Annotated in this window: 19 protein-coding genes and 1 pseudogene; 2 read left to right on the forward strand and 18 right to left on the reverse strand. The window is 44.7% G+C overall.

The window, feature by feature from the left end:
* Positions 1–548: 548 nt before the first annotated feature.
* The 15 genes and pseudogenes from AC1DVJ_RS14890 to AC1DVJ_RS14960 all read right to left on the reverse strand — a co-directional run.
* Positions 549–899: pseudogene (locus AC1DVJ_RS14890) on the reverse strand (response regulator); the annotation flags it as partial.
* A gap of 35 nt (positions 900–934) precedes the next feature.
* Positions 935–2848 carry a hypothetical protein gene (locus tag AC1DVJ_RS14895; RefSeq protein ID WP_477591941.1) on the reverse strand — a complete coding sequence of 638 codons (1914 nt, stop codon included), beginning with the start codon at positions 2846–2848 and terminating at the stop codon, positions 935–937.
* Positions 2849–2883: 35 nt separating this feature from the next.
* Positions 2884–3423 carry a PulJ/GspJ family protein gene (locus AC1DVJ_RS14900; RefSeq protein WP_477591943.1) on the reverse strand — a complete coding sequence of 180 codons (540 nt, stop codon included), beginning with the start codon at positions 3421–3423 and terminating at the stop codon, positions 2884–2886.
* A gap of 6 nt (positions 3424–3429) precedes the next feature.
* Positions 3430–3960, reverse strand: a complete 531-nt coding sequence (locus tag AC1DVJ_RS14905) for a type IV pilus modification PilV family protein (RefSeq protein WP_477591945.1) — start codon at positions 3958–3960, stop codon at positions 3430–3432.
* A 32-nt stretch (positions 3961–3992) separates the two neighbouring features.
* Positions 3993–6371, reverse strand: coding sequence for a vWA domain-containing protein (locus AC1DVJ_RS14910; protein ID WP_477591947.1), 2379 nt, complete (start codon positions 6369–6371; stop codon positions 3993–3995).
* A 16-nt stretch (positions 6372–6387) separates the two neighbouring features.
* A complete protein-coding gene (locus AC1DVJ_RS14915; RefSeq protein ID WP_477591948.1) occupies positions 6388–7587 on the reverse strand; it encodes an S-layer homology domain-containing protein in 1200 nt (399 codons plus the stop codon).
* Entirely contained in the window at positions 7588–8658 is a 1071-nt protein-coding gene (locus AC1DVJ_RS14920) for a type IV pilus twitching motility protein PilT (RefSeq protein WP_477591950.1), read from the reverse strand.
* A 30-nt stretch (positions 8659–8688) separates the two neighbouring features.
* Positions 8689–9420, reverse strand: a complete 732-nt coding sequence (locus AC1DVJ_RS14925) for a hypothetical protein (RefSeq protein WP_477591952.1) — start codon at positions 9418–9420, stop codon at positions 8689–8691.
* Positions 9417–10028 carry a PilN domain-containing protein gene (locus AC1DVJ_RS14930; protein WP_477591954.1) on the reverse strand — a complete coding sequence of 204 codons (612 nt, stop codon included), beginning with the start codon at positions 10026–10028 and terminating at the stop codon, positions 9417–9419. Before AC1DVJ_RS14930 ends, AC1DVJ_RS14925 begins: the two co-directional genes overlap by 4 nt.
* A 6-nt stretch (positions 10029–10034) precedes the next feature.
* Positions 10035–11033 (reverse strand): type IV pilus biogenesis protein PilM, encoded by a 999-nt coding sequence (gene pilM, locus AC1DVJ_RS14935; RefSeq protein WP_477591956.1) that lies wholly within the window; start codon positions 11031–11033, stop codon positions 10035–10037.
* Positions 11034–11106: 73 nt separating this feature from the next.
* Positions 11107–11694, reverse strand: coding sequence for a prepilin-type N-terminal cleavage/methylation domain-containing protein (locus tag AC1DVJ_RS14940; RefSeq protein WP_477591958.1), 588 nt, complete (start codon positions 11692–11694; stop codon positions 11107–11109).
* Positions 11695–11821: 127 nt separating this feature from the next.
* The gene (locus AC1DVJ_RS14945) at positions 11822–13033 is read right to left on the reverse strand and encodes a type II secretion system F family protein (RefSeq protein ID WP_477591960.1); all 1212 of its coding nucleotides are present in this window, start codon (positions 13031–13033) and stop codon (positions 11822–11824) included.
* A 42-nt stretch (positions 13034–13075) separates the two neighbouring features.
* Complete coding sequence (locus AC1DVJ_RS14950; RefSeq protein ID WP_477591962.1) at positions 13076–14806, reverse strand: GspE/PulE family protein; 1731 nt, start codon at positions 14804–14806, stop codon at positions 13076–13078.
* 56 nt (positions 14807–14862) lie between these two features.
* Complete coding sequence (locus AC1DVJ_RS14955) at positions 14863–15852, reverse strand: VanW family protein (protein ID WP_477591964.1); 990 nt, start codon at positions 15850–15852, stop codon at positions 14863–14865.
* Positions 15853–16554: 702 nt separating this feature from the next.
* Positions 16555–17400, reverse strand: a complete 846-nt coding sequence (locus AC1DVJ_RS14960) for a helix-turn-helix transcriptional regulator (protein ID WP_477591966.1) — start codon at positions 17398–17400, stop codon at positions 16555–16557.
* Positions 17401–17827: 427 nt separating this feature from the next.
* Here AC1DVJ_RS14960 and AC1DVJ_RS14965 point away from each other — a divergent pair, with 427 nt between their 5' ends.
* Positions 17828–18319: a cysteine dioxygenase gene (locus AC1DVJ_RS14965; RefSeq protein WP_477591968.1), complete on the forward strand. Its 492-nt coding sequence runs from the start codon at positions 17828–17830 to the stop codon at positions 18317–18319.
* Between the two features lie 80 nt (positions 18320–18399).
* Here AC1DVJ_RS14965 and AC1DVJ_RS14970 read toward each other — a convergent pair whose 3' ends face one another.
* From AC1DVJ_RS14970 to AC1DVJ_RS14980, 3 genes are all read right to left on the reverse strand, one after another.
* A complete protein-coding gene (locus AC1DVJ_RS14970; RefSeq protein ID WP_477591970.1) occupies positions 18400–19782 on the reverse strand; it encodes a glycine--tRNA ligase in 1383 nt (460 codons plus the stop codon).
* A 346-nt stretch (positions 19783–20128) separates the two neighbouring features.
* A complete protein-coding gene (locus AC1DVJ_RS14975) occupies positions 20129–20926 on the reverse strand; it encodes a carbon-nitrogen family hydrolase (protein WP_477591972.1) in 798 nt (265 codons plus the stop codon).
* A gap of 93 nt (positions 20927–21019) precedes the next feature.
* On the reverse strand, positions 21020–21550 hold the full coding sequence (locus tag AC1DVJ_RS14980) for a DUF1572 family protein (protein ID WP_477591974.1): 531 nt from the start codon (positions 21548–21550) through the stop codon (positions 21020–21022).
* 155 nt (positions 21551–21705) lie between these two features.
* Between AC1DVJ_RS14980 and AC1DVJ_RS14985 the strand changes: the two genes are divergently transcribed.
* Positions 21706–22905 carry an aminotransferase class I/II-fold pyridoxal phosphate-dependent enzyme gene (locus AC1DVJ_RS14985; RefSeq protein WP_477591976.1) on the forward strand — a complete coding sequence of 400 codons (1200 nt, stop codon included), beginning with the start codon at positions 21706–21708 and terminating at the stop codon, positions 22903–22905.
* The last annotated feature ends 52 nt before the right edge of the window (positions 22906–22957 follow it).

Raw genomic sequence — 22957 nt, forward strand, 5'->3', positions numbered from 1 at the left:
GCTGCAAGAMGCTCCATCTCTAATGTTCGATCCACATCTGATGTCATCGCGGACAGCTCAGGCTCTGTGTTATCCAGCGACTCTACATCCATCGAAGACTCTTTCGTCTCGGCCACTTCGGCAAAGGCAAGTAACACCTCTAAGGCATTAACGACTTGAGAAGGCTTAGCTGGTTTCTTCTCTTCCAGATAAGGCGCTTTCATAATTGGTTCCATGGAAGATGATCGAAGTTCAGCAACCTCTGGTTCCTTCGTTTCTTCATAGACTAGCTTACTGCTCATCTCATGTGGAGAAGCTTGATGTGCATCAATTTGCTTCAGGACTTCATTATCCATCTCTGTAGGAAGTAATTCACTTCGCTCAGAATAGGCTTGATCAACAGAATTCAGACTAACTGGTTCCTGGGATACCTCCATGGCAACTGCAACCTGATCTTCAGACACGTCGGTATCCATCATCGTATGGACGACCTCAAGCTCCGCGGGAGCAACCTCTTGACGCTGCATTTCCTGAGGAATCATTTGTCCGATCACACGGGGAACACCATATTTACGTACAATTTCATTCACGCGGTTCGGTTTAAAAGGTTTCATCACATAGCCATTCGCGCCTGCCTTGAGCGCATCTGAGATGAGATCTTGCTGACTCATCGCTGAACAGATGAGCACGACCGCGGTAGGATTCAGAAGGCGAATTTCCTTCATCGCCTCAATACCATCCATCTCAGGCATAGTAATATCCATTAGGACAATATCTGGTTGAAGCTCCTCGTACTTCTGAACAGCTTGTCTTCCGTTCTCGGCTTCACCGACTACCTCGTGACCATATTGTTTCAAGATATCCGTTAGCATTTTGCGCATAAACTTCGTATCGTCAACGACCAGAATTTGAAATGACATTGCAGGTACCTCCTTCCAGAATGGTAATTCTGTCATTACTTCTTGATGTATTTTACATTCTTCACAAATACGTTGAAATTATTGGTCGTTGGAATGCCATCAGGCGGATAATCATATAAGTTATCGTCGTAGACAATTTTAAGTCTTGACTCATCTGTATTGTTCAATTGCACGACAGGAACTTTTCCATTCCAGTCTAAGCTACCTTGATATCGGTTAACCGTACTTCCACCACCCGAAGTCACGTCGCCTCGCACCGCATTGAGTTCAACACCGCCAAAACCACCATGCAACCCGCCTTCAATCTTCAACTTCGACATGACACCATATAAGCGAATGCCTTGTTTCGTATAGAAGAAAGCACGAACATTCTCAACGCCATCATTCGAGCTATTCCCTAGCACAATTTCCCCTGAGGCGACAATAATAAGCGGTTTTTGGAGCTTGGTTTCTGTTTCAGTCGCATTCTCATCTTTGTTGATCGATGTCATCTGCTTAAGCTCCACATTGCCATCCACATAGACGGTACCTTCCAGCCACACATTACCAACGATCTTCAAATCACCCTTGATATACATGGTTCCCTTCGGAAAATGAAACCCGTCATTCAATGTCACGTTGCCTTCCACAGCTAAGAATTTACCAGCTTGCAAGGAAAGTTCCCCTCGCAGATCAGCCGCAATTAGATTCGGATCTGGCGACTTCACATACACCGAGCCATTGGCAAGTGAAAGCTTAGCATCGTCGTTGGCCATGGTAAGGACACCGTAATTCACGAAAAGATCCGCATCCGTTGCAGCTGAAGCTGCATCCTTCACGGTGACGTTCCCATCAACGGTCACCCATTGATCGTTATACAACTTACTCGTCGGTAAATCTTCAAACAATGTTACTTCTACTGGGCTAGCTTCAGGTACTTTATACCCACCTAGATCAGCTAACTTTGCTTCTAAATCGGTTTGTGTTTTATTCGATACATACCCTTCTACATCGACTTCTACGTCTTCATCCAGGGTAGGATCTTCCAATGGAAAATACTGTGGTGCAAAATGAAGCGGTTCCACGGTTTCACTTGTGCTGGTTATGGGTGGATACTCGGTTACACCATCTGACTGAGTAAAATTAAATTTACCAGGAGCTATTGTATCCGAATCACCTTTGACACGAATGAAACCACGGATCTCAGGCAGTCCTGTCTGGAGGCCATGTCCTGTCTGGATGCCGTATTTGCTTCGGTTAGCTCCGGTTGTTAAACCAGTGAACAGAGCCTCATCCCGAATATAAAGATGATTCGCAACATACATATCGCCTGTAATCGATGGCGTTCCGTTTAACACCAGATCACCTCCGGATGAAACTGGATAACGAAACACTGGATTAATCGTACTCACATAGACGGTCATTTGTTTCAAAACAACGGTAGAAGGTTTCCCTTCCATGATCCCGCGAGAGTTGATGATAAACTTCCGTACATAAGGAAAGTCGGGACTAGCTAGCGGCTTTACAGGTGATTCTGATTCTGGATTAATGACCGTTTTGGCTAAGAGAATATCAATTTGATACTGCCCTTTCTTCGCCTTAACCATTTCACCATTGTTATCCTTCTCGTCTCCCTCGACACCTACTTCATTATCAATAAAGGGGAGAATCAAGGATAATTGATTTTCAACATTCCGCATGCGACTCCGATAATTCGTCCCTCCAAGGGATTCCCCATTGGCAACGGCCCGCCGGATTTGCGCTAATGTGTCATCTAATCCCTTCTGGGCGATAGCTTCTGCTTGAACACTTGACTCTGACGTCGCAGCTTGAATGGCACCGCCTCGGAGGACACCCATCAGGATAAGTCCCATCATGGTCATCAATACAACAGCTAACAAAGCGATAACGAGTGCAGATCCTTCTTCATTGTGCATCCTTGGTTGGAGGCCTTTATTGTCTTCATTCATAGAGTTCAATCCATGCCTCCTCCAATCCGTTCCATTTAATCATTACGAAATAGCGGAATTTGTGAATCAATCTCAAGCTTAGGACTATCCGCTATTTTAAACTGATTCGCGTTACTCCTTGCATACTCTATTTTCACTTGTACACGGTCATGCGTCTGGCTTGCTTCACTTAAGCTTCCTTCACTTATTGTAAATTTACTCCCAAGTTGGAATTCGTCCTTAACCTTATTCGTCCCTGCCTGCCTAATTACAATCTTGCCTCCAGCGATCGGATTCGGAATAATCTCCATCTCAAAAAGGTCAATGTAATCTTTGGCTCTATCACTCTTTTTGGCATAGCGGATAATCTTCTTATCTATTCCCTCATCTTGGACGTAGATCGCTTCTTTCAGCTCTGAAATAATCTGACTGTAAATCCCGTCTCCTTGGTTACGCATCTGGGTTTCCATCGTGACTCGTTTGTACATCGACACGCCCATTAGCATAAAGGAGTACAGGATGGAGGCTACCATACCAAAGATCATTATGGCAGCCAATAATTCAATCAAGGACATCCCTTTCTCATCGCGCTTCATGTGACGTTACCACCTTTTAATAAGATACGTATCGAGTGTCGTGGAGTTTTTAGCTGATGGCTTGTCGAGCGACTCTTGACCTAACCAGTACACCGTAACGTACATTTGGGCTAAATAAGCATCCGCATCATTGCGGAATGGATCTGAAGACTCCCACCTTAGTTTGCTTTGATCGAGCTCCACCAAGTAGTGATACAAGGTGCCATTAATATCTGTTGTCGCTAGCCTGCCTTTCATCAGCTCAGACCCGTTAGTTGATTGATCACCTGTGAATCTAGGATTATCGATCAACTCAGCAATAATGGCACTATCATAGCCATCCTTAAAGGTATCTCGCAGCTCAGCCGCTTTCAATCGCGCTAAGTTCGCTCCAATGATTTTGCGACTTTCTTGCGCTGATTTATCAACAGCAGAAGTGAAATAACCCATCAATGTCACGCTAATAATTGACATAATCGTCACGGCAATCAAGATTTCCACGAGTGACATACCGTCTTCATTAGGTTGAATTTGCTTCACACGTTCTTTACGGCACACCGTTAGTCCTCCCCACTCACCGATTTCGCAACCTAGTTATTGTTCTGCTCGGTATCGAATTGAATGACTAGCGGTTGCTGTACCATTTCAATATTGTCCGTATCCACTAGCTTTAGGAATACATAATAGGTACCTGACGTTGTATTTGTTTTGGTAGTTACGGTTAATCGCTTAGCCCCCAATGGTTTCCATTCACTAGCACTAGGTTCTGTTGCGGATTGTTTAATCACGTAATACATACTTTTCGTCGTGTAACCATCCTTTTTAACATTGCCAAAGGTCCGGTCAACGACGGGAAACTTCTCATTCTCAACCACAACACTTACAGGTTTATCCGAGACATCACCCGTCGTATAATTCACACCAACCAGTGTTGCTGACAGACCTGGATTAACGACGAAATACTCCGGCGTTTGTGCCGTTGTCGTCGTTCCTCCCATCGAAGTCGCTTCAAATTGGATTTGATGCCATCCTTGACGTTTCTCCACCGTTTCGAAACCTACTACATCGCTTAATCGGAATGCATACGTATTCCCATTCTTCGTCATCTTCGGTGAGCTAGAGGAAATCGAGATTGATTTATTGTCAAACCACACCTTGACACTTGTAACTGGACTTAATTCATCCTTCGCTGTGATATAAATAATGCCATCGTCTGTCGGGTTCACAATGGATTTACTCCAGCTAATAATGGGCCCTGTACTGTCTAAGGACACTCTCCCTGTTGCCGCGTTCCCTGCAATCGGTATCGAAGAACTACCGCTGATGGCATTCGTGAATGCACGCGTTTGGAAATTCACACTATTCCCATCCGGAATAACAAAACCTTCCGATGTTTGGATTCTCCAATTTCCACCATCTACTGAATTCTCATATCCAGCGATGTAATTTCCTTTGAAATCATCGTTTGCATAGACCGTCGAACTTGGTAGCTGTGTAGCTGATCCAGAAACCGAGCTAAGCGTTCCTGGCCCCAGATGCCAGCCGTTCTGACTAATCGAATTACCATTGCCATCAACAAGCTCATAAGTAGCTGGAGCCGTTGGTTTTAAATCCAATTCTTCCGTTGTACCATCCTTGTAATCAATCCGTACAACAGAATGAAGATCATCAACGAATCGAATATTCGATACTGCAACATCCTTATTATCAACTGTCCATTGCTTCTGTTTATCACTGTAACGCAAGCGTTGAATTTCACCAGCACTATTCCCAATGTAGACATTGCCATATTTATCAACGATACGAATACTAACGGAGAATTGCGTACCGAAGTTAATGTTAAATTGGCGATTCGTGCTGCAAGCATCACGGTAAGTCACCTTTGCATCTTGTATGGGATAATCACCTGCTGCTGTATCAGGAATTAATTTGATCGCTAGATCAATCTTGTCTGGATTGTTGAAAGGAAAATCAATATTTCCAACATCAACGACAACTTCATGCGTGGCTGCATCATACCGCACATTCGTAGCATTCTCACCTTGTGCCAGCACGAAGCCTTCTGGAATCGGTTGACGAAGGGTGACATTCTTGAGTTGAGCAGGAGCTTCAATCGTAGTCGCGATGTTATCGAAAATGGTTGAAAGCTCGCTCGCAGAGCTCGCTTGATATGCCGTTCCACCTGTCTTAGTCGCGATATCCTGGAGCAGCTGAAGATCAATTTCTTCAGAGCCCTGTGTCGCTAAAGCAATCGTGTATACCTTGATGCCTAGACCTGCAAGCACATCTGCATCTGCACGCGCAGCATTCGCAGCACTTGTATCGCCTGTTTTCTGTTTATTACCATCATTCTCATCTGTCCACACGGTAGCTTTACCGTCGGTTAACAATATAATTTGCTTCACGGGCTTTGTACCAGTAGCAGTTAACATGGTTTTCGCTTTCGCTAAACCATCATCAATATTAGTGCTACCGCCAGCATCAAACCTGTTAATTTCATCTTGAACATTCGTATAGTTCGTAGATAAGTCTAGTACTTTCGAAGCTGATGTACTGAATTTAATGAGTCCTAAGCGATCCCCCATGTTGACAGTTCTAAATTTATTCGTCAGAGTCGCAGAAGCGCTCTTCAGAATATCGATACGAATCGGCGTTCTGCTGTCAGTTTTGTTCATATGGTAGTCCATACTGCCCGAAACGTCCGCTACGAAAGCGATATCGATCGGATCCCTCGTTTGAGTGACCGTATGTGTACCACTTGGATCTAACGTGTAATTAATGGTAACAAGTTGATTACGCTCTATGTTCGTGACCGGGACATTTCCTATCCCGCTTATGGCTAAGCACCCATTGTCTACCACATCCGCATAGGCGGCATTCGAACCGATAATTGCTGGCAGCATACTTGTTACTAGCATCCCGGTAAGCAGGACAGCACTCTTCTTTTTCACTTTTTGAAACCAATACATATTTAGTAGCTCCTTCCTATAACAGATGAATAATTCGTGAAATAACCTTGAATGCTTCAGCACGTGTGAGTGACCCTTGTGGTCTAAATGAACCATCTTCATATCCACCAACAATGCCGGCTTGAATCACGTTCTGTAGGGCTGCTTTATTCGTCGCCGTTACATTCGCGATGTCATTGAAGTCAGCTGAGCCCGTTTTGAGGGTTACTGCATATTTTTGTAAAATACGATCAACAAGAGCGACCATTTCAATACGCGTCATGGGAATGTTCGGTGAGAAATTCAAATCGACAGGACGTTTATCCAGTAAACCCATCTCTTGTGCCGATGCTACCATGCCAGTCGCCCAATGCTTTGCCATGTCTTCATAACCCGATACAGGCGTTTTCACTGGTTCGATCCCGAGTGCTTTCACAACTAGGGTGACGAACTCAGCCTTGGAAAGCGTTCGATTCGGACGGATCGTGTTATCTTCATACCCATCGATTATGGACTTCTGCATCAAATCTAGGATGTCTTCCTTCGCCCAATGTGTCTCGGCATCACTAGGCACGGATGTTACTTTCGTTAGCTTCCAAGCTTTCAATGTAGGTATAGCTGCGGGAATTTCTGTCGATTTCTTCACAGAGCCAAGTGTTGCAGCGACTGCCCGATCTGGATCTTGAAAAACAATGCCATACACATTTACTAGACCATTCGAGGTCACTTTCGCTTCACCATTCTGAGCAGCCTCGGCGTCCGTCGGGATATTGGCCCAAGGAATTTTCCCCAGATATGCTTTTACACGATAGGATTCTTGGGTGGCGCTTTCAAAGTAGGAACGTGTCGTCTCTTCTACATCTGTCGCATGAAAATCAAGTGTTCCTGAAGGGGTAACACCGATTTCATCCCAGAATACAAGGAGGTCATTGTAATCACGGGCGATAGCGCCAGTCCAGATCTTCACGTGTGCACCTGATGCATCTACTTGCGTGACCACGGCGTAAGGCTCTTTGGAGATGATCGTACCGACTTGCCAACCTGCCGGTGCGAATTTCATGTTCTTGTACTGCTCATTCCTCGCTTCATAATCAAGTCCTAGAATCGCAGTCAGCGGATTGCTGTTCTGTACCGCAGTGACAGCGCTCGTTGGCAACTCAGCTGCATAGATCACAGATGATGACATCAGTGATACAGCGAGTAAAGTAATAACCATCGCATGGTTTCTCTTTTTCATTTAATCCTCTCCTATACTCATCTCGTATTCTTTAATGGCATCTCGGTGGATGATTCCTTCCTCAACAAGCTGCTTGAGACTGGAAACCATCGTTTGCATGCCGATTTGTCTGTTCGTTTGGATGACCGATTTGATCTGATAGATCTTCTCTTGCCGAATTAAATTCGCTACAGCAGGTGTATTAATTAGTATTTCTAGCGCCATCGCTCGACCTCTGCCATCCATGCGCGGTACTAATCGCTGTGACAAGACGCTTATCAGTACGGAGGCAAGCTGTACGCGTATCTGTCGCTGTTGCTCAGTTGGGAATACATCGATGATCCGATCGACGGTTTGAGGCGCATCAGGAGTATGAAGCGTAGCGAGAACTAGATGCCCTGTTTCGGCAGCCGTGATCGCGGTTTTAATCGTTTCCAAATCCCGCATCTCGCCAACGAGAATGACATCGGGATCTTGACGAAGCGCAGCGCGTAATCCGTTGGAGAATGTTAATGTATCGATTCCGATTTCGCGTTGGGCAACGAGGCAGTTCTTACTCGGATGAATATACTCGATTGGATCTTCCAACGTGATGATATGCTTCTTCTGCGTTTCATTAATGAAATCAATTATGGATGCTAATGTCGTTGACTTCCCGCTACCCGTTGGGCCCGTCACTAACACAAGGCCTTGATGCTTATGGGCAAATTGTTGCACCAGGTCTGGTAAATTAAGACTGAAAAGGGAGGGTACTGTTGTCGATAACACCCGAAATACCATGTTGATGCTGCGTTTCTGCTTGAAGACGTTTCCCCGATAGCGGGATAACCCAGGCAGTTCAAAGGAGAAATCGACTTCCCCTTTTTTGGATAACGTGTCATACTGCTCTTTCGTTAATATTTCTTGTGCCATCCGGAGCGTATCCTCAGGCATTAGAACGGAATCAATAACCTTCATTAATTTACCGTGCAACCTCATTAGCGGCTCTGTACCTGCATTAATGTGCAAATCGGAAGCCTTGGATTCGTACGAAACACGCAGCAGATCCTTAAGTGATAATATGTCAGAATTCGATGGTGCCAGCATACTCATCGTATCTCCTCCTATAGGTACATGACTGAATTAATAGAGTAGGTTCGTTTTTCCTGCGGGCTTACTGTAGGTTGTCGGTACCGGCGTTTTGAAAAACTTCTGTAACCCTGGCGCATAGTACGAAACTAAAGATACGTTAACGGTAATCTCGCGCTTTGAGGTGTTTAGCTTAACAGGTGCTCCACCCTTTACTGCGAAAGTCAGTTTATCCACCTGCATCAAGCGATTCGTTGTTTGCATTTCATCGAGAAAGCGATGAATTTGTGTATAATCCCCTTTGGCTGTCGTGTTCAGCTTAATGGGGATCGCTAGGTTGGGCATTATGGCTGCCGCCGATGTCGCTGCCCCCTCTCCACCTACTACTGTCTTAGTACTAGGTGCTGCAACTGGTTTAACGGGCGCTACAGGATCAGCCGCTTTACTGACTTCAAAATTGTAGCTTCCTACTGGCATCTTCGAGATAACTTCCAGCATCCGCACTTCGCGGATAAGACCTTCAACATCCGGCACTTCCGGTACTTGGCTGCGCGTTCTCGAGAGACTTACTTGTTCTTCAGCCCCTAATGTACTGCCGCCATTCGTTCGACTATTCAAGGCAGCCAATTCCTTTTTTTTCTGTATCAGAAGGTTGGATTTGGTTGTTTTCTCACTTTGTGCCGGTGAAACGAAATTGATATATACCATCACAAGCGCCAATGCAACAATGACCGCCAAAATGATCTGATTTCTAATGCTGCTAAGCAAATTCATTCGTCCGGTCACCCTTTCTTATTCGCATCTGTCTGGTATTGAAGTTCGAATGTCGCTTGAATGGCTGGCAGTGGCGGGTCAGTAACGACAGCTGCATTCTTATCCTCGGCCGCAGTCACTACCTTTGTCATCCCACTGGTCGATAGGATGATAAAAGAGTTAGAGGCTTTCGTTGCTTGCATAAAAGTGATCACATCTTCACTCGAAGCGAAATTCCCCGTGATCTTCAACTTGTTACCCTCACCGAAGGATAGTGATGTCAGATTCGATGCCATCGGCATAAGGGCAGATAGCTTATCTAACACATCTGTAGCGCGAGGTTTACTTGCGATCAGTTGCTTAGGCATTGCAATGAAATCGGTAATTGCGCCTGCTGTCGGTGAACTCGCCAACTTCATTTGCCCTGCTTTAATCTCCGCATTGACTTGCTCCAGCGCTTTGTTCGTGCTTTTGATCTCTGATTTCGCACTTGTATACATCCAACCCATGCCACCAACAACCATAACTAGCGCAGCAATGAACACATATTTTAGAATTGGACTTGTTCCTGCTTGTTCTTCTTGCCGCATCTGCAGCAAATTAATCTCGATTGACTGTAGCTTCTGTACGGCTGTACTCATCGTACTTTAAGCCCCTTTCATCGCAAGCCCAACGGGAACCGCAAAGGCATGACAAGTTGTATCTTCATCTTTCAAGATGGACTGTAGCGGGAATGTCGCAATCTCGCCTGTGAATGCACTTTCTAGATGTTCTGGAAGCTCTGTTATCCAATCATGTGCGCCTACGAGATACACAAGCTCTACATGCTTCTGATCGTTAGAAACCGTGTATTGAAAATAATTCAGTACACGTCCAAGCTCCATCGATAGATTTCGGCCGTATGCAGCTAGTTGATCGGTTCCCGTATCTAGGAAGAAGCTGGTATTGATTTGGATGGAACGGAAGAACACTGGAATCCCATCTACGAAAATGCTAACATCCGCATGATCAGGCTCGACATGCAAGAGCATGAAGCGATCCTTCATCGCGGAGCCGGTTAACCGTGTATGACGAACCAACAAGCGATGCAGGGCTAATGGAGCCAAATCAACGGATACAGGCACCAAGCCCGACTGCTTCACCACATGGGCGTAGCTTTCAACCACTTCGCCAGGTGTTGCGAAGATAAGCACTTCCTCTTGCGCTCCGCCTTTTGAGGCTTTCACTACACCGTCTATTGCCGCTGCTGCTTCATCTTTCGGAGCGCCTAGACGAACAAAGTCGAACACAGGATTCTTGAAAGGTAATTGCTGTCCACCATGTAATTCAACATCAATCATGTTACGAAGTGCTTTATCTTTTAACGACGAGAAGACCGATTTGCGAAGCACCACATTGGATAATGGCACAGTCACATGAATGTGTGCACCTTGTAAACCAATTTGCTTCACTAAGGTTGAGATACGACCAATAACCGCATCCTCGTCTACGAATTTTCCATGTTTAATACTGCCTCTATCCAGCGCAATTGAATGGCGCTGCGTCAGGGTAACCTGCCCATTCACGTTCATAATTTCTACTAGCTTTGCTTCTGTATCCGAAATTTGCATGCCGTATGTGTATTTGCTTATTTTTTTTGCGAACATTGCGGTAACTCCTCTCGGTTATGCATGACTTAAATGGGCGCGCCGTCCGGGAACGGCGCGCTTGTGGGTTACTTTATGGTGTTGGCGTACCATTTTCTACTACATATCCTGTAAGATCGAGGTTGGATTCTAAAGTCTCGTCCGCATAAGTTTGAGAATTGCCATCACCCATTAAAGTTACTTGGTAAATGAAGTTACCCGTGGTAGGATCCTTTGTAACAAGTACGTGTGATGCTGTAGCATCACCAGCAGCTCTAACACCAGAAGTGACAACAGCCGCCGCACCTGCGTCATAGGTTTTAGGCTTGTTCGAAGGGTCTTTAGGAATGTTTTCCATATACCCATCTGTATTAAGATCGGTTAAAGATAACACTAGTGATTGTGTTCCAGTTCCTGCCAATGTTACACCTTCATTAGCTACATAAAGACGTGCTGCGTCAATTGCCATGTGTGCGTTTGAACGATGAGCGTTAACTCTTGTCTTCTCAAGAATAGAGCCGATAGAAGGAATCGCGATAGCTGCAATAATGGCGATAATTACGATAACGGCAAGCAACTCGATCAAAGTCAACCCTTTTTCATTCTTCATTGCCTCGCGGAAAGACATTTTAGGTGCTTTAAATCCTTCTGATTGTTTGTTTTCCATTACCATTGTGTTCATTTCATTCCCACCTCTAGGTTTATTTTGGTTATGTACGTGTTTTTGCCAATCTTGTCTTACATTATGTTGTGATGCTGGTAACCCGCCGACATGTTTGTCTATCACCTCCCTTCAAGCTTGTTTGAAATTAGCCTAAGAAATTATCGTACATTTTGAACATCGGACTCATAATCGCTGCTACAATCACACCGACAATGCTGGAAATAAACAGCAACATGAGAGGTTCAATTACTGCCTTTAATCGATCTACACTCTGATCTACATCGGCTTCAAAAAAATCTGCGATTTTCGCGAGCATATTATCGACTTGTCCTGTTTCCTCTCCAATCATCAGCATTTGAACAACCATTTTAGGGAAAATACCGCTTTTTTGAATCGGCTCGGATAACATCTTACCTTGTTGCAGACTGTCTTTGGCTTCTCGTAATACTTTGGCAATCACACGATTTCCAACGACCTTCTCCGTTACATCTAGCGCCTGAAGTACCGGCACCGCACTGACGAATAGGGATGACATCGTACGTGCCATTCGAGCCACAGCTGCTTTTTTGAGAATGATACCGAAGACTGGTATTTTGAATTTGATCGTATCAATCCAGAACTTTCCTTCTTCACCAGCAGCAAAACTTCGATAGAGTACAATAACTCCAATGAGACCTGCTAAGAACATCCACCAATAATGAACAATCGCATCACTTGAACTCATTACGAATCGAGTAATAAGTGGTAATTCGGCGCCTTGATCTAGAAACATGCTTGCAAAGGTAGGGACAATTTTCAAAAGTAAGAAAATGACGACACCGACCGCGATAAAAAGGACGACGATCGGATACGTCATCGCTGACTTTACCTTCTGAACCGTCTTATGCTCTTTCTCATAATGCTCGGCCATTCGATCCAAAACCTCATCCAAATTCCCGCCCGTTTCACCTGATGCAATCATATTAACGAACATATCGGGAAATACTTTTGGATGCTCACCCATTCCCTTCGATAAGGGATGTCCACTGCGAATTTGTTCCGAAATATCCCCCAAAGCCTCTTTTAAATACTTTGAGGTCGATTGATCTTCTAGTATCGCAACCGATTGATCAATTTGAATCCCAGCTCGAATCAACGTGGCGAACTGCCTACAGAAGATTACGAAATCTTCTAGTTTAACCGCACGACCGATATGAATATTGATATCCATCGCAGTCGCTTGCTTCTCTTGAATACTGCGAATAGTCATGCCTCGACCACGAAGTTCTGTAATCGCCAATTGCTTATTCTGAGCTTTCAGCATCCCTTTCAGCTTTTTACCGCTTTCATTAACGGCTTCATACGTAAAGTTCGCCAACTTCTAGTTCACCMCCATTCACTGCTTGACTTCTGCCCACGATTACTCGTCTGCAACAGCTTTCAAAACTTCCTCAATGGTTGTATGGCCTTGCCGAATCTTGAGCATGCCATCGTAGAGCATACTCTTGAAGCCATGCTTCATTAGATGCTGCTCTAACTCGCTTACTGGACGATTCTGGACGATCAGACTGCGCAGGGCCTCATCTACGACGAGAACTTCATGTACGGCAATCCGTCCACGGTATCCCGTTTTGTTGCAAGTTCCACAGCCTCGTCCTCTAGTTACCATCACTGGCTTATCTGTCGATTTCGGAGGCGTCATTGGAACGACAACACCTGTACCTGTTCCTGCTAGTTGCTGTTCTTGGCCCGTAAGCAAACCATGTGTCGATAAGAGCTTAATTTCATCTTCTCTTGCAGGTACCTGTGCAGCACATTCGCGGCACACTCGGCGCACTAGCCGCTGCGCGACTATACAAGACAGAGATGAAGCAATGAGATACGAATCAATGCCCATATCGATAAGACGGCTGATGGTACTCACAGCGCTATTCGTATGGATGGTACTGAGTACCAGATGTCCTGTTAATGAAGCCCTTACCGCGATCTCAGCAGTTTCCGCATCCCGAACCTCCCCGACCATAACGATATTCGGGTCCTGACGGAGGATGGAACGTAAGCCTGACGCGAAAGTTAAACCAATTTGTGAATTTACCTGCACCTGTGTAACACCGTTCATCCGATACTCGACTGGATCTTCAACTGTAATGATTTTCACATCATCGCCGTTTAATTGTCCTAGCGCAGAATATAATGTCGATGTTTTACCGCTTCCTGTAGGTCCCGAGATGAGCATAATGCCATTCGGCTTCTGAATCATTTTGTCGAATTTCACCAAATTCGCTTCACTAAGTCCCAAATCAGCAATTTTCTTGACCCCTGCCGATTGATCCAAGATCCGGAGAACAATACTCTCTCCGTGTACCGTCGGTAATGTCGATACCCGAATATCAATTCTGCGATTATCTACCTGCATTTGAATGCGACCATCCTGCGGGAGTCTGCGTTCCGCGATGTTAAGCTTCGCAATAATTTTAAGTCTCGCTGTGAGTACGCCCTGCATATGCTTGGGCAATGATTTCTCTGTTCGCAGCACTCCATCGATCCGGTACTTCACAATCAATTGTTTCTCTTGAGGATCAACATGAATATCGGACGCCCTCTGCTGCACAGCGGATTGAATGATTTGATTGACCAGCTTTACAATCGGTGAGCCTTGATCATTTGCTTCCGTTTCCTCGTCTTTGATCTCGATCTTATCCAAGTCGACCATCAATTCATCGACGGAATCTTTCATGCCATAGTTTTTCGTGATGGCTTGCTCGACTTCGGAGCGAATTGCAATGACGGGCTGCACACTCATATTCGTCGCCATTCGAATTTCTTCAATGGCACCGTAGTTTAGCGGATCAACCATCGCTACCTTAATTTTGCCATTCTTGCGTTCGATTGGAATGACACAGTGCTTACGAGCAAGCGTTTCGGGAATTAATTGAACCGTTTGCATATCAAGCTGCGTCTCAAACATATTGACGACAGGAAACCCTAGCTGAAACTCCAGCACTTCAACCAGTTGTCTTTCTGTGATCAACCCTTTATCAATGAGAATCTCACCGATTTTCTTCCGGGTGTGCACTTGCTGCTTCAGCCCTTGTTCGAGCTGATCCTCCGTGATGAGTCCGTTCATGACAAATAGTTCACCTATGCGCATTGGGGGGTCCTCCCTTCTGTTGATAGAGTACGTAACGGATCTGTGCGACTTTTGTTTTAATGTGTTTTAAGTTCTTCTGCTGTTGGCGCCTTCGCGATGACAATCGGATGTGGTGCGTAGAAATCTTTATATATCAGCTCGTTATTGCCATCATTCTTCTTGTCAGCGAACACCTTGACTAGAAGCCCTGATTGACCTTCACTCCGTTTAGCATCACCTTGACCAGCCAGTGTAAAATCCGTAAGAACTATGCTTTCCGGAGCGAACACTTCTTTACTCACCGTAATTTTCGGAGCTTTCCAATCAGCTTTCGGTTTCCCATTGAAAGTAACGACTGGTGTTTCACCGTTGTAAATCACGCCTACTGTAATGGGAACGCCTAACGAATTATAGAAAGTTAAATCTTTCTGCTCACCTTGAAAATCAACATCAAATCCAGCAGGTGCATAGGTGGGATTATCTTGATGAGCATAACGCTCGCCAACTTGCATCCCAGCACGCAATGCAGCTTCATACAATAACGAGGCTACATGCGATAACTCATCTGCCTTCTTCTCAGGCACCTTCGCTTTGCTTGCTTCGGTCAACCATGCTTGATAGGAAAACAGCTTCCCTGGCTCAAGCTTGATCAATCCCGCTTGCTCCAGCCACGCTTTCTCATTCGCATTCACAGTGACAATACTTTGAGCTTGCGATATGACCTGCAAACCTGCCGTTGATGCCGCCCCTGATGCCGTTGCTGGTGAACTTATTGGTGTGCTTGCAGGTGTAGCTGCCGGCGATGTCGTTGCTGCTACACTAGCAGTCGTTGTCGGTTTAACCGATGCCTTCGCATTTTCTTTATCCAGGCCAGCTGCTTGCGCAATTCCTTTTGTTGAAGCATTGTCGGTGGCTTTCCAGAACATCAAACTTTCCAATTTATGTTCCGAATTCCACTCGATGAACCCTGCTGCCGATAATCCATATACACTTCCAGAACCGACAACGCCTAGAAGAAGAATCCATTTAATAGGCTGCAGGATCAAGGCCTTTCTTCTTTGTCTCATAGCCTACCGTCCTTCAAAGCTCGACATATTCCCTCTTGTTTCGGTGGGATGCCTCAAATATAGACGGTAATTTCTGTAGAGCAAATCATACATATTTATTAATTCGAATGACCTAATGCATGAACTATAATTCTTAAGCCACGATAGTCGTTATCAGGCCATTTCATAGGCATTTCAAGCTATTTGACGCGTTCCAAGAGGACTGAAGTCGGGAATTCACGCTGAACATCGTTCTTAGGAAGCGGTTTCATATAGTTCTTTCGGAGCTCGTATATACCTCATACAGATCGTTCATTCTTTATAACTCATGCATATGCATCAGCTAGTACACGCATTTTCATCAAATTCCTTAAAAAATGGGTCTTCCTCGTAAGTCGATCGACAATAATTCCACATTATTTCGAAACAAAATGTCGCCACTTTCAAGTATTCCTGGACAGTTTAGCCTTACTTGTTGAAGAAAACCCGAATGCGCTCGGGTTTATCCTGATTTTGAACGGTATTATCTATTCTGGATTCTAGCGGCACGAGCGCTGAGCATGCAAAAAAAAAGCCCCCATCCCCACGATCATCGTGAGATAGAAGCTTTTTTTCTACAAATTGAACAATTTCTTAACTTGATTCGTCATTAATTATATAGCATGTGCTTACTAACGGTTTATTACCAGTGTAACGCATATGTATGACTTCATACTATCATCTCTATATCGCGCCAAGAACACTTAAGATCAAAGAGGCTTTGGAATTCACTTTCAGCTTGCGATTGATCTTCGTTACATAGACACGTACGGTATTCTCACTGATCCCCAAAACTTTGCCAATTTGTTTATAATCGTAATCCAACAGCCAATACGTAGCAACTTCTTTCTCTCGCAGCGTCAGCTTAAAGGCTTTCAACCGTTCTTCCAGCATTTCCTCCACGAACCATGTTTTACTTTGCAGCTCCGTTTTCCTTAACTCATATTCAAGGAGAAGTGCAATCGATTTGATGCATGGATACATAAATGGTGCAGAAATGTACTGAAAAGCGGTCAAAACTAAGTAACCCATGATTTGATTGTCAGCTAATTGTATCGGAACGCACATCGTTACCCAGTTGTGCATCGTATCCAGATAATGATCCTCCCCACTGATCCAAACCGGTCGTTGAAGATCAATGGCTGCAGATACAGCATTTGYCCCTGCACTAGAAAGAGATAGCGAAGATCCGATTCCGATATTATTTAAATTAGCTGCTTGCAAGATCGATCTTTCATCCCCATTAATTGTTAAAATGACCCCATGATTATCCGTAACCATTAATAAATTAGGAAAGTAGAAGGTGTTCGTCTTCAGATGTGCTTGCCGAAGGATGACATCCATGAGTACTTGGTTTTTAGCTAGTAGCYGTTCCATCATTTTGCCTTGCACGCGAAACCTCACGCGCGTCGAATCTCTTTGAACGCCATTAAGAAATGATTTCTCATGTAGCTTGGCAATCTCTGTTTGTGAGATGCCGACTCTCTCTGTGAATTCATGCATTTGCGTCTCTTCAGCTAATCCATTCATCAATTCCACTCCCGTTCCCTATGTAACCTTGAATTGAAATAGCATCCATGCTGTGAGTAGAATTGAAATTCATGTCGTATGCCGTTGTTTTTCCATCACTACCTTTACAAAATGTTGTATTTTTCGCGCATGTGTCACTAACTATAAGGCTCAAATCGAATGCTTGAAATAGTGCAAAGGTAGTAATTATTAGAAGATAGTATACTTGCACTACAAAAAGACAGCGTTTGCATAATTATAGCCATAAAATGGGATTTCTGACATGTGCCATTCGTAGGATATCTCATATACAAGTTTCCCCTTTTCGCAAAAACCCTTCATTTATCCCTAACCCTTTATACCTCAGAGGCATATTATATAAATAAAACTTATCCTTTCCCCAATTAATATTGATAAAGAGATAAGAATGCTTAGGAGGCGAAAGCCAATGTCGCTCATCAGAGCAATTGAACAGACATTCTGTAAGTTGCAAAACCCAACACTTGAGCAATTGCAAGAGGCACTTCAATCGATCGAGCGAAGTCTTATGTTCGTTCCTGATTTCAAAACCGAACCCAACCAGCTGCCTTATGGTAGAAATGTCGTGTATAGCAGTCCATATCTGGAAGTTATCATCATTCACATTCCCGCTTCCCGTTCAACGGCTATTCATAACCATGGCTTGTCCATTGGCGCGGCTTATCTCGTCGCAGGATCACTGGTGAATTCAACCTTCTCTTTAGACGCTGACGGTTATCCAATTGCTAAGAAAGACGATTTCATGCAGGCTGGCGAATATTTCACGGCGCCAGCGGAGCAAATACACCAGCTTAGCAACCCTTTCCATGAACCAGCAATTTCGATCCATGTTTATACACCGCCGCTGCGTGAAGTTCGACGCTATTTACCTTACAGTGAAGTCTTAGACTATGTGATCTAGCGAAAAACCCCTTGTAGGCATGCGTCTCTCGACGTGCTTACAAGGGGTTTGCTATTAGCTAATTAAGTTGAATATCCCAATTAGAATTGAAGGGAATTTTCGATATAGGCTTTTAATTCAGAAATCGGCATACGTGTTTGTTCCATTGTATCACGATCACGAACCGTTACTTGACCATCCGTTTCGGATTCGAAATCGTAAGTGATACAGAACGGTGTTCCGATCTCATCATGACGACGGTATCTTTTACCAATCGATCCTGTATCATCGTAATCCACCATGAAATGCTTCGCAAGATCTGCGAATACAGCTTGTGCACCTTCACTCAATTTCTTGGAAAGTGGGAAAATCGCTGCTTTCATTGGTGCCAATGCTGGGTGGAAGTGAAGAACAGTACGGCTGTCGTCACCCTCGAGCTTTTGTTCTTCGAACGCATCAATTAGAAGCGCCAATGTTACACGGTCAGCACCAAGGGATGGCTCGATGCAATAAGGTACGTAACGCTCATTCGTTTCTTGATCGATGTAGTTGAAATCTTCACCGGAATGCGTCATATGCTGCTTCAAATCGTAGTCTGTACGATCCGCGATGCCCCAAAGCTCGCCCCAACCAAACGGGAATTTGTACTCGATATCTGTTGTAGCATTACTATAATGGGACAATTCATCATCATTATGATCACGAAGACGAAGATTATCAGCTTTAGCGCCTAGAGAAAGCAACCAGTTATGGCAGAAGCTTCTCCAGTACTCAAACCATTTTAAGTCCTCACCTGGCTTACAGAAGAACTCAAGCTCCATTTGTTCGAATTCACGTGTACGGAACGTAAAGTTACCTGGCGTGATTTCGTTACGGAAGCTTTTACCGATTTGGCCGATACCAAATGGCAGCTTTTTGCGCATGGTGCGTTGTGCATTTTTGAAGTTAACGAAGATCCCTTGTGCGGTTTCAGGACGTAGATAAACGACATTGGAGCTCGCTTCTGTTACGCCTTGGAATGTTTTGAACATCAGGTTGAACTGACGAATATCTGTGAAATCCTTGCTTCCGCAATCTGGACACACGATGTTATGCTCCACGATCAGCTTCATCATGTCATCAAACGTCATACCATCAACGATGATTTCAATATCCTTCTCAGCTAGCTTGTTCTCGATCAATTTATCCGCACGGTGACGGGCTTTGCAGCTTTTGCAATCGATCATCGGATCGTTGAAGTTACCTACGTGACCTGATGCTACCCAAGCTTGCGGGTTCATCAGAATTGCCGCGTCTAATCCTACGTTATACGGGGATTCTTGAATAAATTTTTTCCACCAAGCGCGTTTAATATTGTTCTTCAATTCAACACCAAGCGGGCCGTAATCCCACGTATTTGCCAAACCACCATAAATTTCTGAACCTGGGAATACAAATCCTCTGTGCTTCGCTAATGCGACAACTTGCTCCATCGTTACACTCATTGTTCAATCGCTCCTTAAGCTTCTAGTTAGTGGGTCAACGCCCTATGACGACCGTTTGGACATGAGCAGACATCAAAAAAGCTCAACATCCAAAGGCATCAAATAATGCCTAGGGACGAGAGCTTGAGCACCCGCGGTTCCACCCTAGTTGATACATCTGGAAAAGCATGTATCCCCTTTATCGTATTGGCTCCGGATAGCCTTTTCCTTGAGCTTCATGCTGGGCTTACACCAATCCCCAACTCGCTGAATATGAAGTATTTCAAGTACTATTCATCCTTCACAGCCACAATTGATCATTCAATTGGTTTTAGTTTACAAAATATCGCTGCAAAAATCAACTTTCCTAATATAAATGGGGACGACGATCTTCGAAAACAGGGATTTTGCCCCGTACACGGACAACTTCTTCTAAATCAATCGTCGCTCGAAGAATCGCTTCGCTCTCGTCGCCTTCCACCAATACCTCGCCCCAAGGGTCGATAACCATCGAGTGACCGAAGAAATTCGTCGTACCGCTCGTCCCTACACGATTACAAGAGACTACGTACATTTGATTCTCAATCGCGCGCGCCATAAGAAGAGTTCGCCAGTGATGCAAGCGTGGATGCGGCCATTCTGCAGGTACGAATAGAATCCGTGCGCCTTCCAGCGCCAATTTACGTGATAGCTCTGGAAAACGAATATCATAACAAATCATCGCACCGGCAGGTACGCCTTCAAGCTCAAACAAGCCCAATTGCTCTCCGCTGTGCAGGAATTTTTCTTCATCCATGAGTCGGAACAGATGAATTTTGGAGTATTCTGCGATCTCGCTACCTTCACGATCCCATGCGTATATTGTATTGAGGACACGATCCTCTTTTTTATCAGCAATCGAGCCGCCAATAATATTCACGCTATGTGTACGAGCAAAACTGCTCAAAAACGCCTTCGTTCTTTCCCCGTTCACATCAGCTAGTTGATGTATTTCTGTTAGTGCATAGCCCGTATTCCACATTTCAGGAAAAATGATAACGTCCGGCTTCTGCGCCGTTTCAACGGCTTCCAAAAGCAGCTTCTCTAAATGAGCAAAGTTCGCATCCGGATTCCCAATTGTGATATCCATTTGAATGAGGGCAATATTAAGTAATTGTGAAGACATGTCGAAAAGCTCCTTCCAGTCAAAGAAAAATGCTATATGTGTACATACTAGTCGAAATGTGTGTCTAACTCAACATGCACTTGTACTTGTTCGCTACACGTTCGGTTTAAAAAGCTTAGACTGACCTCTAGCAATACTCAGTGTTTGCCAATCCTGAGAAGACCAATGCTTACAGAGCAATACAATTTGTCCGACATGATACCCATAGTGAGACACTTGACGTTGGATGGCTTGCAGCACCGTATGACTCTCGCCACGAATACGCACATGAGAGAGCACATCATCGGAGGTCAGCGCGTGAAGTGTAGCGAAGAGAACCTGCCAGCCTTCTTCCCAAAGGGCAATCAGATCTGAACGAGAAAGGTTTTCCGTCTCAAACTCGCCATCGCGATCTCGCGTCTCTTTTTCCCCATCGGAGGTTAAAAAGTCAGTCCAACGGGACAACATATTCCCATGCATATGCTTGATGAGCACCTCAAGAGAATTCGACTCTTCATCTATTGTCTGATAGAAAAATGAATCCTCTGTTTGAGCAAAAGCTTTATCCGCCAACTTCTTCATACTCTGAAAAGCTCGAATCGATTCCTGCAGAAACACATCCGCCACTTGCGTGTTATCCGACATCCTCAATCATCTCCCTAGTACTTGAATGACTTCATTGTATGTCACAGGCAAAATGATGTACAATCGAATATCTTCATCGACTATGAAAAAAAGATTAATCATGTTACATTTAGGGTATACATTAAAATCCCGACCTTCGGAGTGTGAATTAAACCGTGACAAACATATCTTCAACATCCTCTCGTTTTACCATACAACCAGCTGAAAGAATGAAGGGCCTGCCAACACAATTCTTCGCAACGCTCGTTGGTAAAGCAAACGCACAAATCGCCGCTGGCCATGACGTCATTAATTTAGGTCAAGGGAATCCAGATCGCCCGACGCCACCGCATATTGTGACATCGATTCAAGAAGCTTCGGCCAATCCTTTATATCATAAATACCCTCCTTTCAGCGGCTATCCCTTCTTGAAACAAGCGATCGCACAGCGCTATAAGGAAGATCATAATGTTGATCTGGATCCGGATACGGAAGTCGCGATCCTTTTCGGCGGTAAAACAGGTCTCATCGAAATTGCCCAATGCTTATTGAATCCAGGCGATGTCTGCCTTGTTCCTGACCCCGGTTATCCAGACTATTGGTCTGGGGTAGCACTTGCAAGTGCCGAGATGGCTTTCATGCCGTTGCGGGAAGAAAATAACTTTTTGCCTGACTATTCACAATTGAAGCAATCTGACCTCGACCGTGCGAAATTGATGTTCATCAATTATCCGAACAACCCAACAGGCGCGACAGCTCCCGCTTCCTTTTATGAAGAAACAGTTGCATTCGCTGAAAAAAATGAGGTCGTTGTAGCCAGTGATTTCGCCTATGGGGCCATTGGCTTTGATGGTCAGAAGCCTATCTCTTTCTTGCAAACGCCAGGTGCCAAGGAAGTAGGTATTGAGTTCTATACGCTATCCAAAACGTACAACATGGCCGGCTGGCGCGTAGGCTTTGCTTTAGGTAACAATGAGGTGATCCGTCTCATCAACTTGATGCAGGATCACTACTATTGCTCATTGTTCGGCGGCATTCAAGTAGCAGCTGCGACAGCATTGACCGCGTCCCAGGACTGTGTGACAGAACTTCGAGATGTATACGAAAGCCGTCGTAATGTACTGTATACAGCACTTGCAGGCATTGGTTGGAACGCTAAGCCATCGCAAGGATCGTTTTTCTCATGGCTGCCTGTACCGAAAGGACATTCGTCACAAAGTCTAGCCGATTTACTTCTGGAAGAAGCTAAAGTTGTCGTAGCGCCGGGGGTTGGGTTCGGAACGCATGGTGAAGGTTATGTCCGACTAGGCCTCCTGTCTTCCGAGGAACGATTGGCTGAAGCAGTGCAACGGATTGGGAAGTTGAAATTATTTTAGTTAAATCCATACGAATCAAGGCTTTTCCTTCTTTACAAAGTCTCGCGTACCA

The organism is Paenibacillus sp. P4_A9 (assembly GCF_056402415.1).

Bases quoted from the DNA above. Each gene is read 5' to 3' on its own strand.
- AC1DVJ_RS14895 (WP_477591941.1), bottom strand. From the start codon at position 2,848: ATGAATGAAGACAATAAAGGCCTCCAACCAAGGATGCACAATGAAGAA.
- AC1DVJ_RS14900 (WP_477591943.1), bottom strand. From the start codon at position 3,423: ATGAAGCGCGATGAGAAAGGGATGTCCTTGATTGAATTATTGGCTGCC.
- AC1DVJ_RS14910 (WP_477591947.1), bottom strand. From the start codon at position 6,371: ATGTATTGGTTTCAAAAAGTGAAAAAGAAGAGTGCTGTCCTGCTTACC.
- AC1DVJ_RS14915 (WP_477591948.1), bottom strand. From the start codon at position 7,587: ATGAAAAAGAGAAACCATGCGATGGTTATTACTTTACTCGCTGTATCA.
- AC1DVJ_RS14920 (WP_477591950.1), bottom strand. From the start codon at position 8,658: ATGAGTATGCTGGCACCATCGAATTCTGACATATTATCACTTAAGGAT.
- AC1DVJ_RS14930 (WP_477591954.1), bottom strand. From the start codon at position 10,028: ATGAGTACAGCCGTACAGAAGCTACAGTCAATCGAGATTAATTTGCTG.
- pilM (WP_477591956.1), bottom strand. From the start codon at position 11,033: ATGTTCGCAAAAAAAATAAGCAAATACACATACGGCATGCAAATTTCG.
- AC1DVJ_RS14940 (WP_477591958.1), bottom strand. From the start codon at position 11,694: ATGAACACAATGGTAATGGAAAACAAACAATCAGAAGGATTTAAAGCA.
- AC1DVJ_RS14950 (WP_477591962.1), bottom strand. From the start codon at position 14,806: ATGCGCATAGGTGAACTATTTGTCATGAACGGACTCATCACGGAGGAT.
- AC1DVJ_RS14955 (WP_477591964.1), bottom strand. From the start codon at position 15,852: ATGAGACAAAGAAGAAAGGCCTTGATCCTGCAGCCTATTAAATGGATT.
- AC1DVJ_RS14965 (WP_477591968.1), top strand. From the start codon at position 17,828: ATGTCGCTCATCAGAGCAATTGAACAGACATTCTGTAAGTTGCAAAAC.
- AC1DVJ_RS14970 (WP_477591970.1), bottom strand. From the start codon at position 19,782: ATGAGTGTAACGATGGAGCAAGTTGTCGCATTAGCGAAGCACAGAGGA.
- AC1DVJ_RS14975 (WP_477591972.1), bottom strand. From the start codon at position 20,926: ATGTCTTCACAATTACTTAATATTGCCCTCATTCAAATGGATATCACA.
- AC1DVJ_RS14980 (WP_477591974.1), bottom strand. From the start codon at position 21,550: ATGTCGGATAACACGCAAGTGGCGGATGTGTTTCTGCAGGAATCGATT.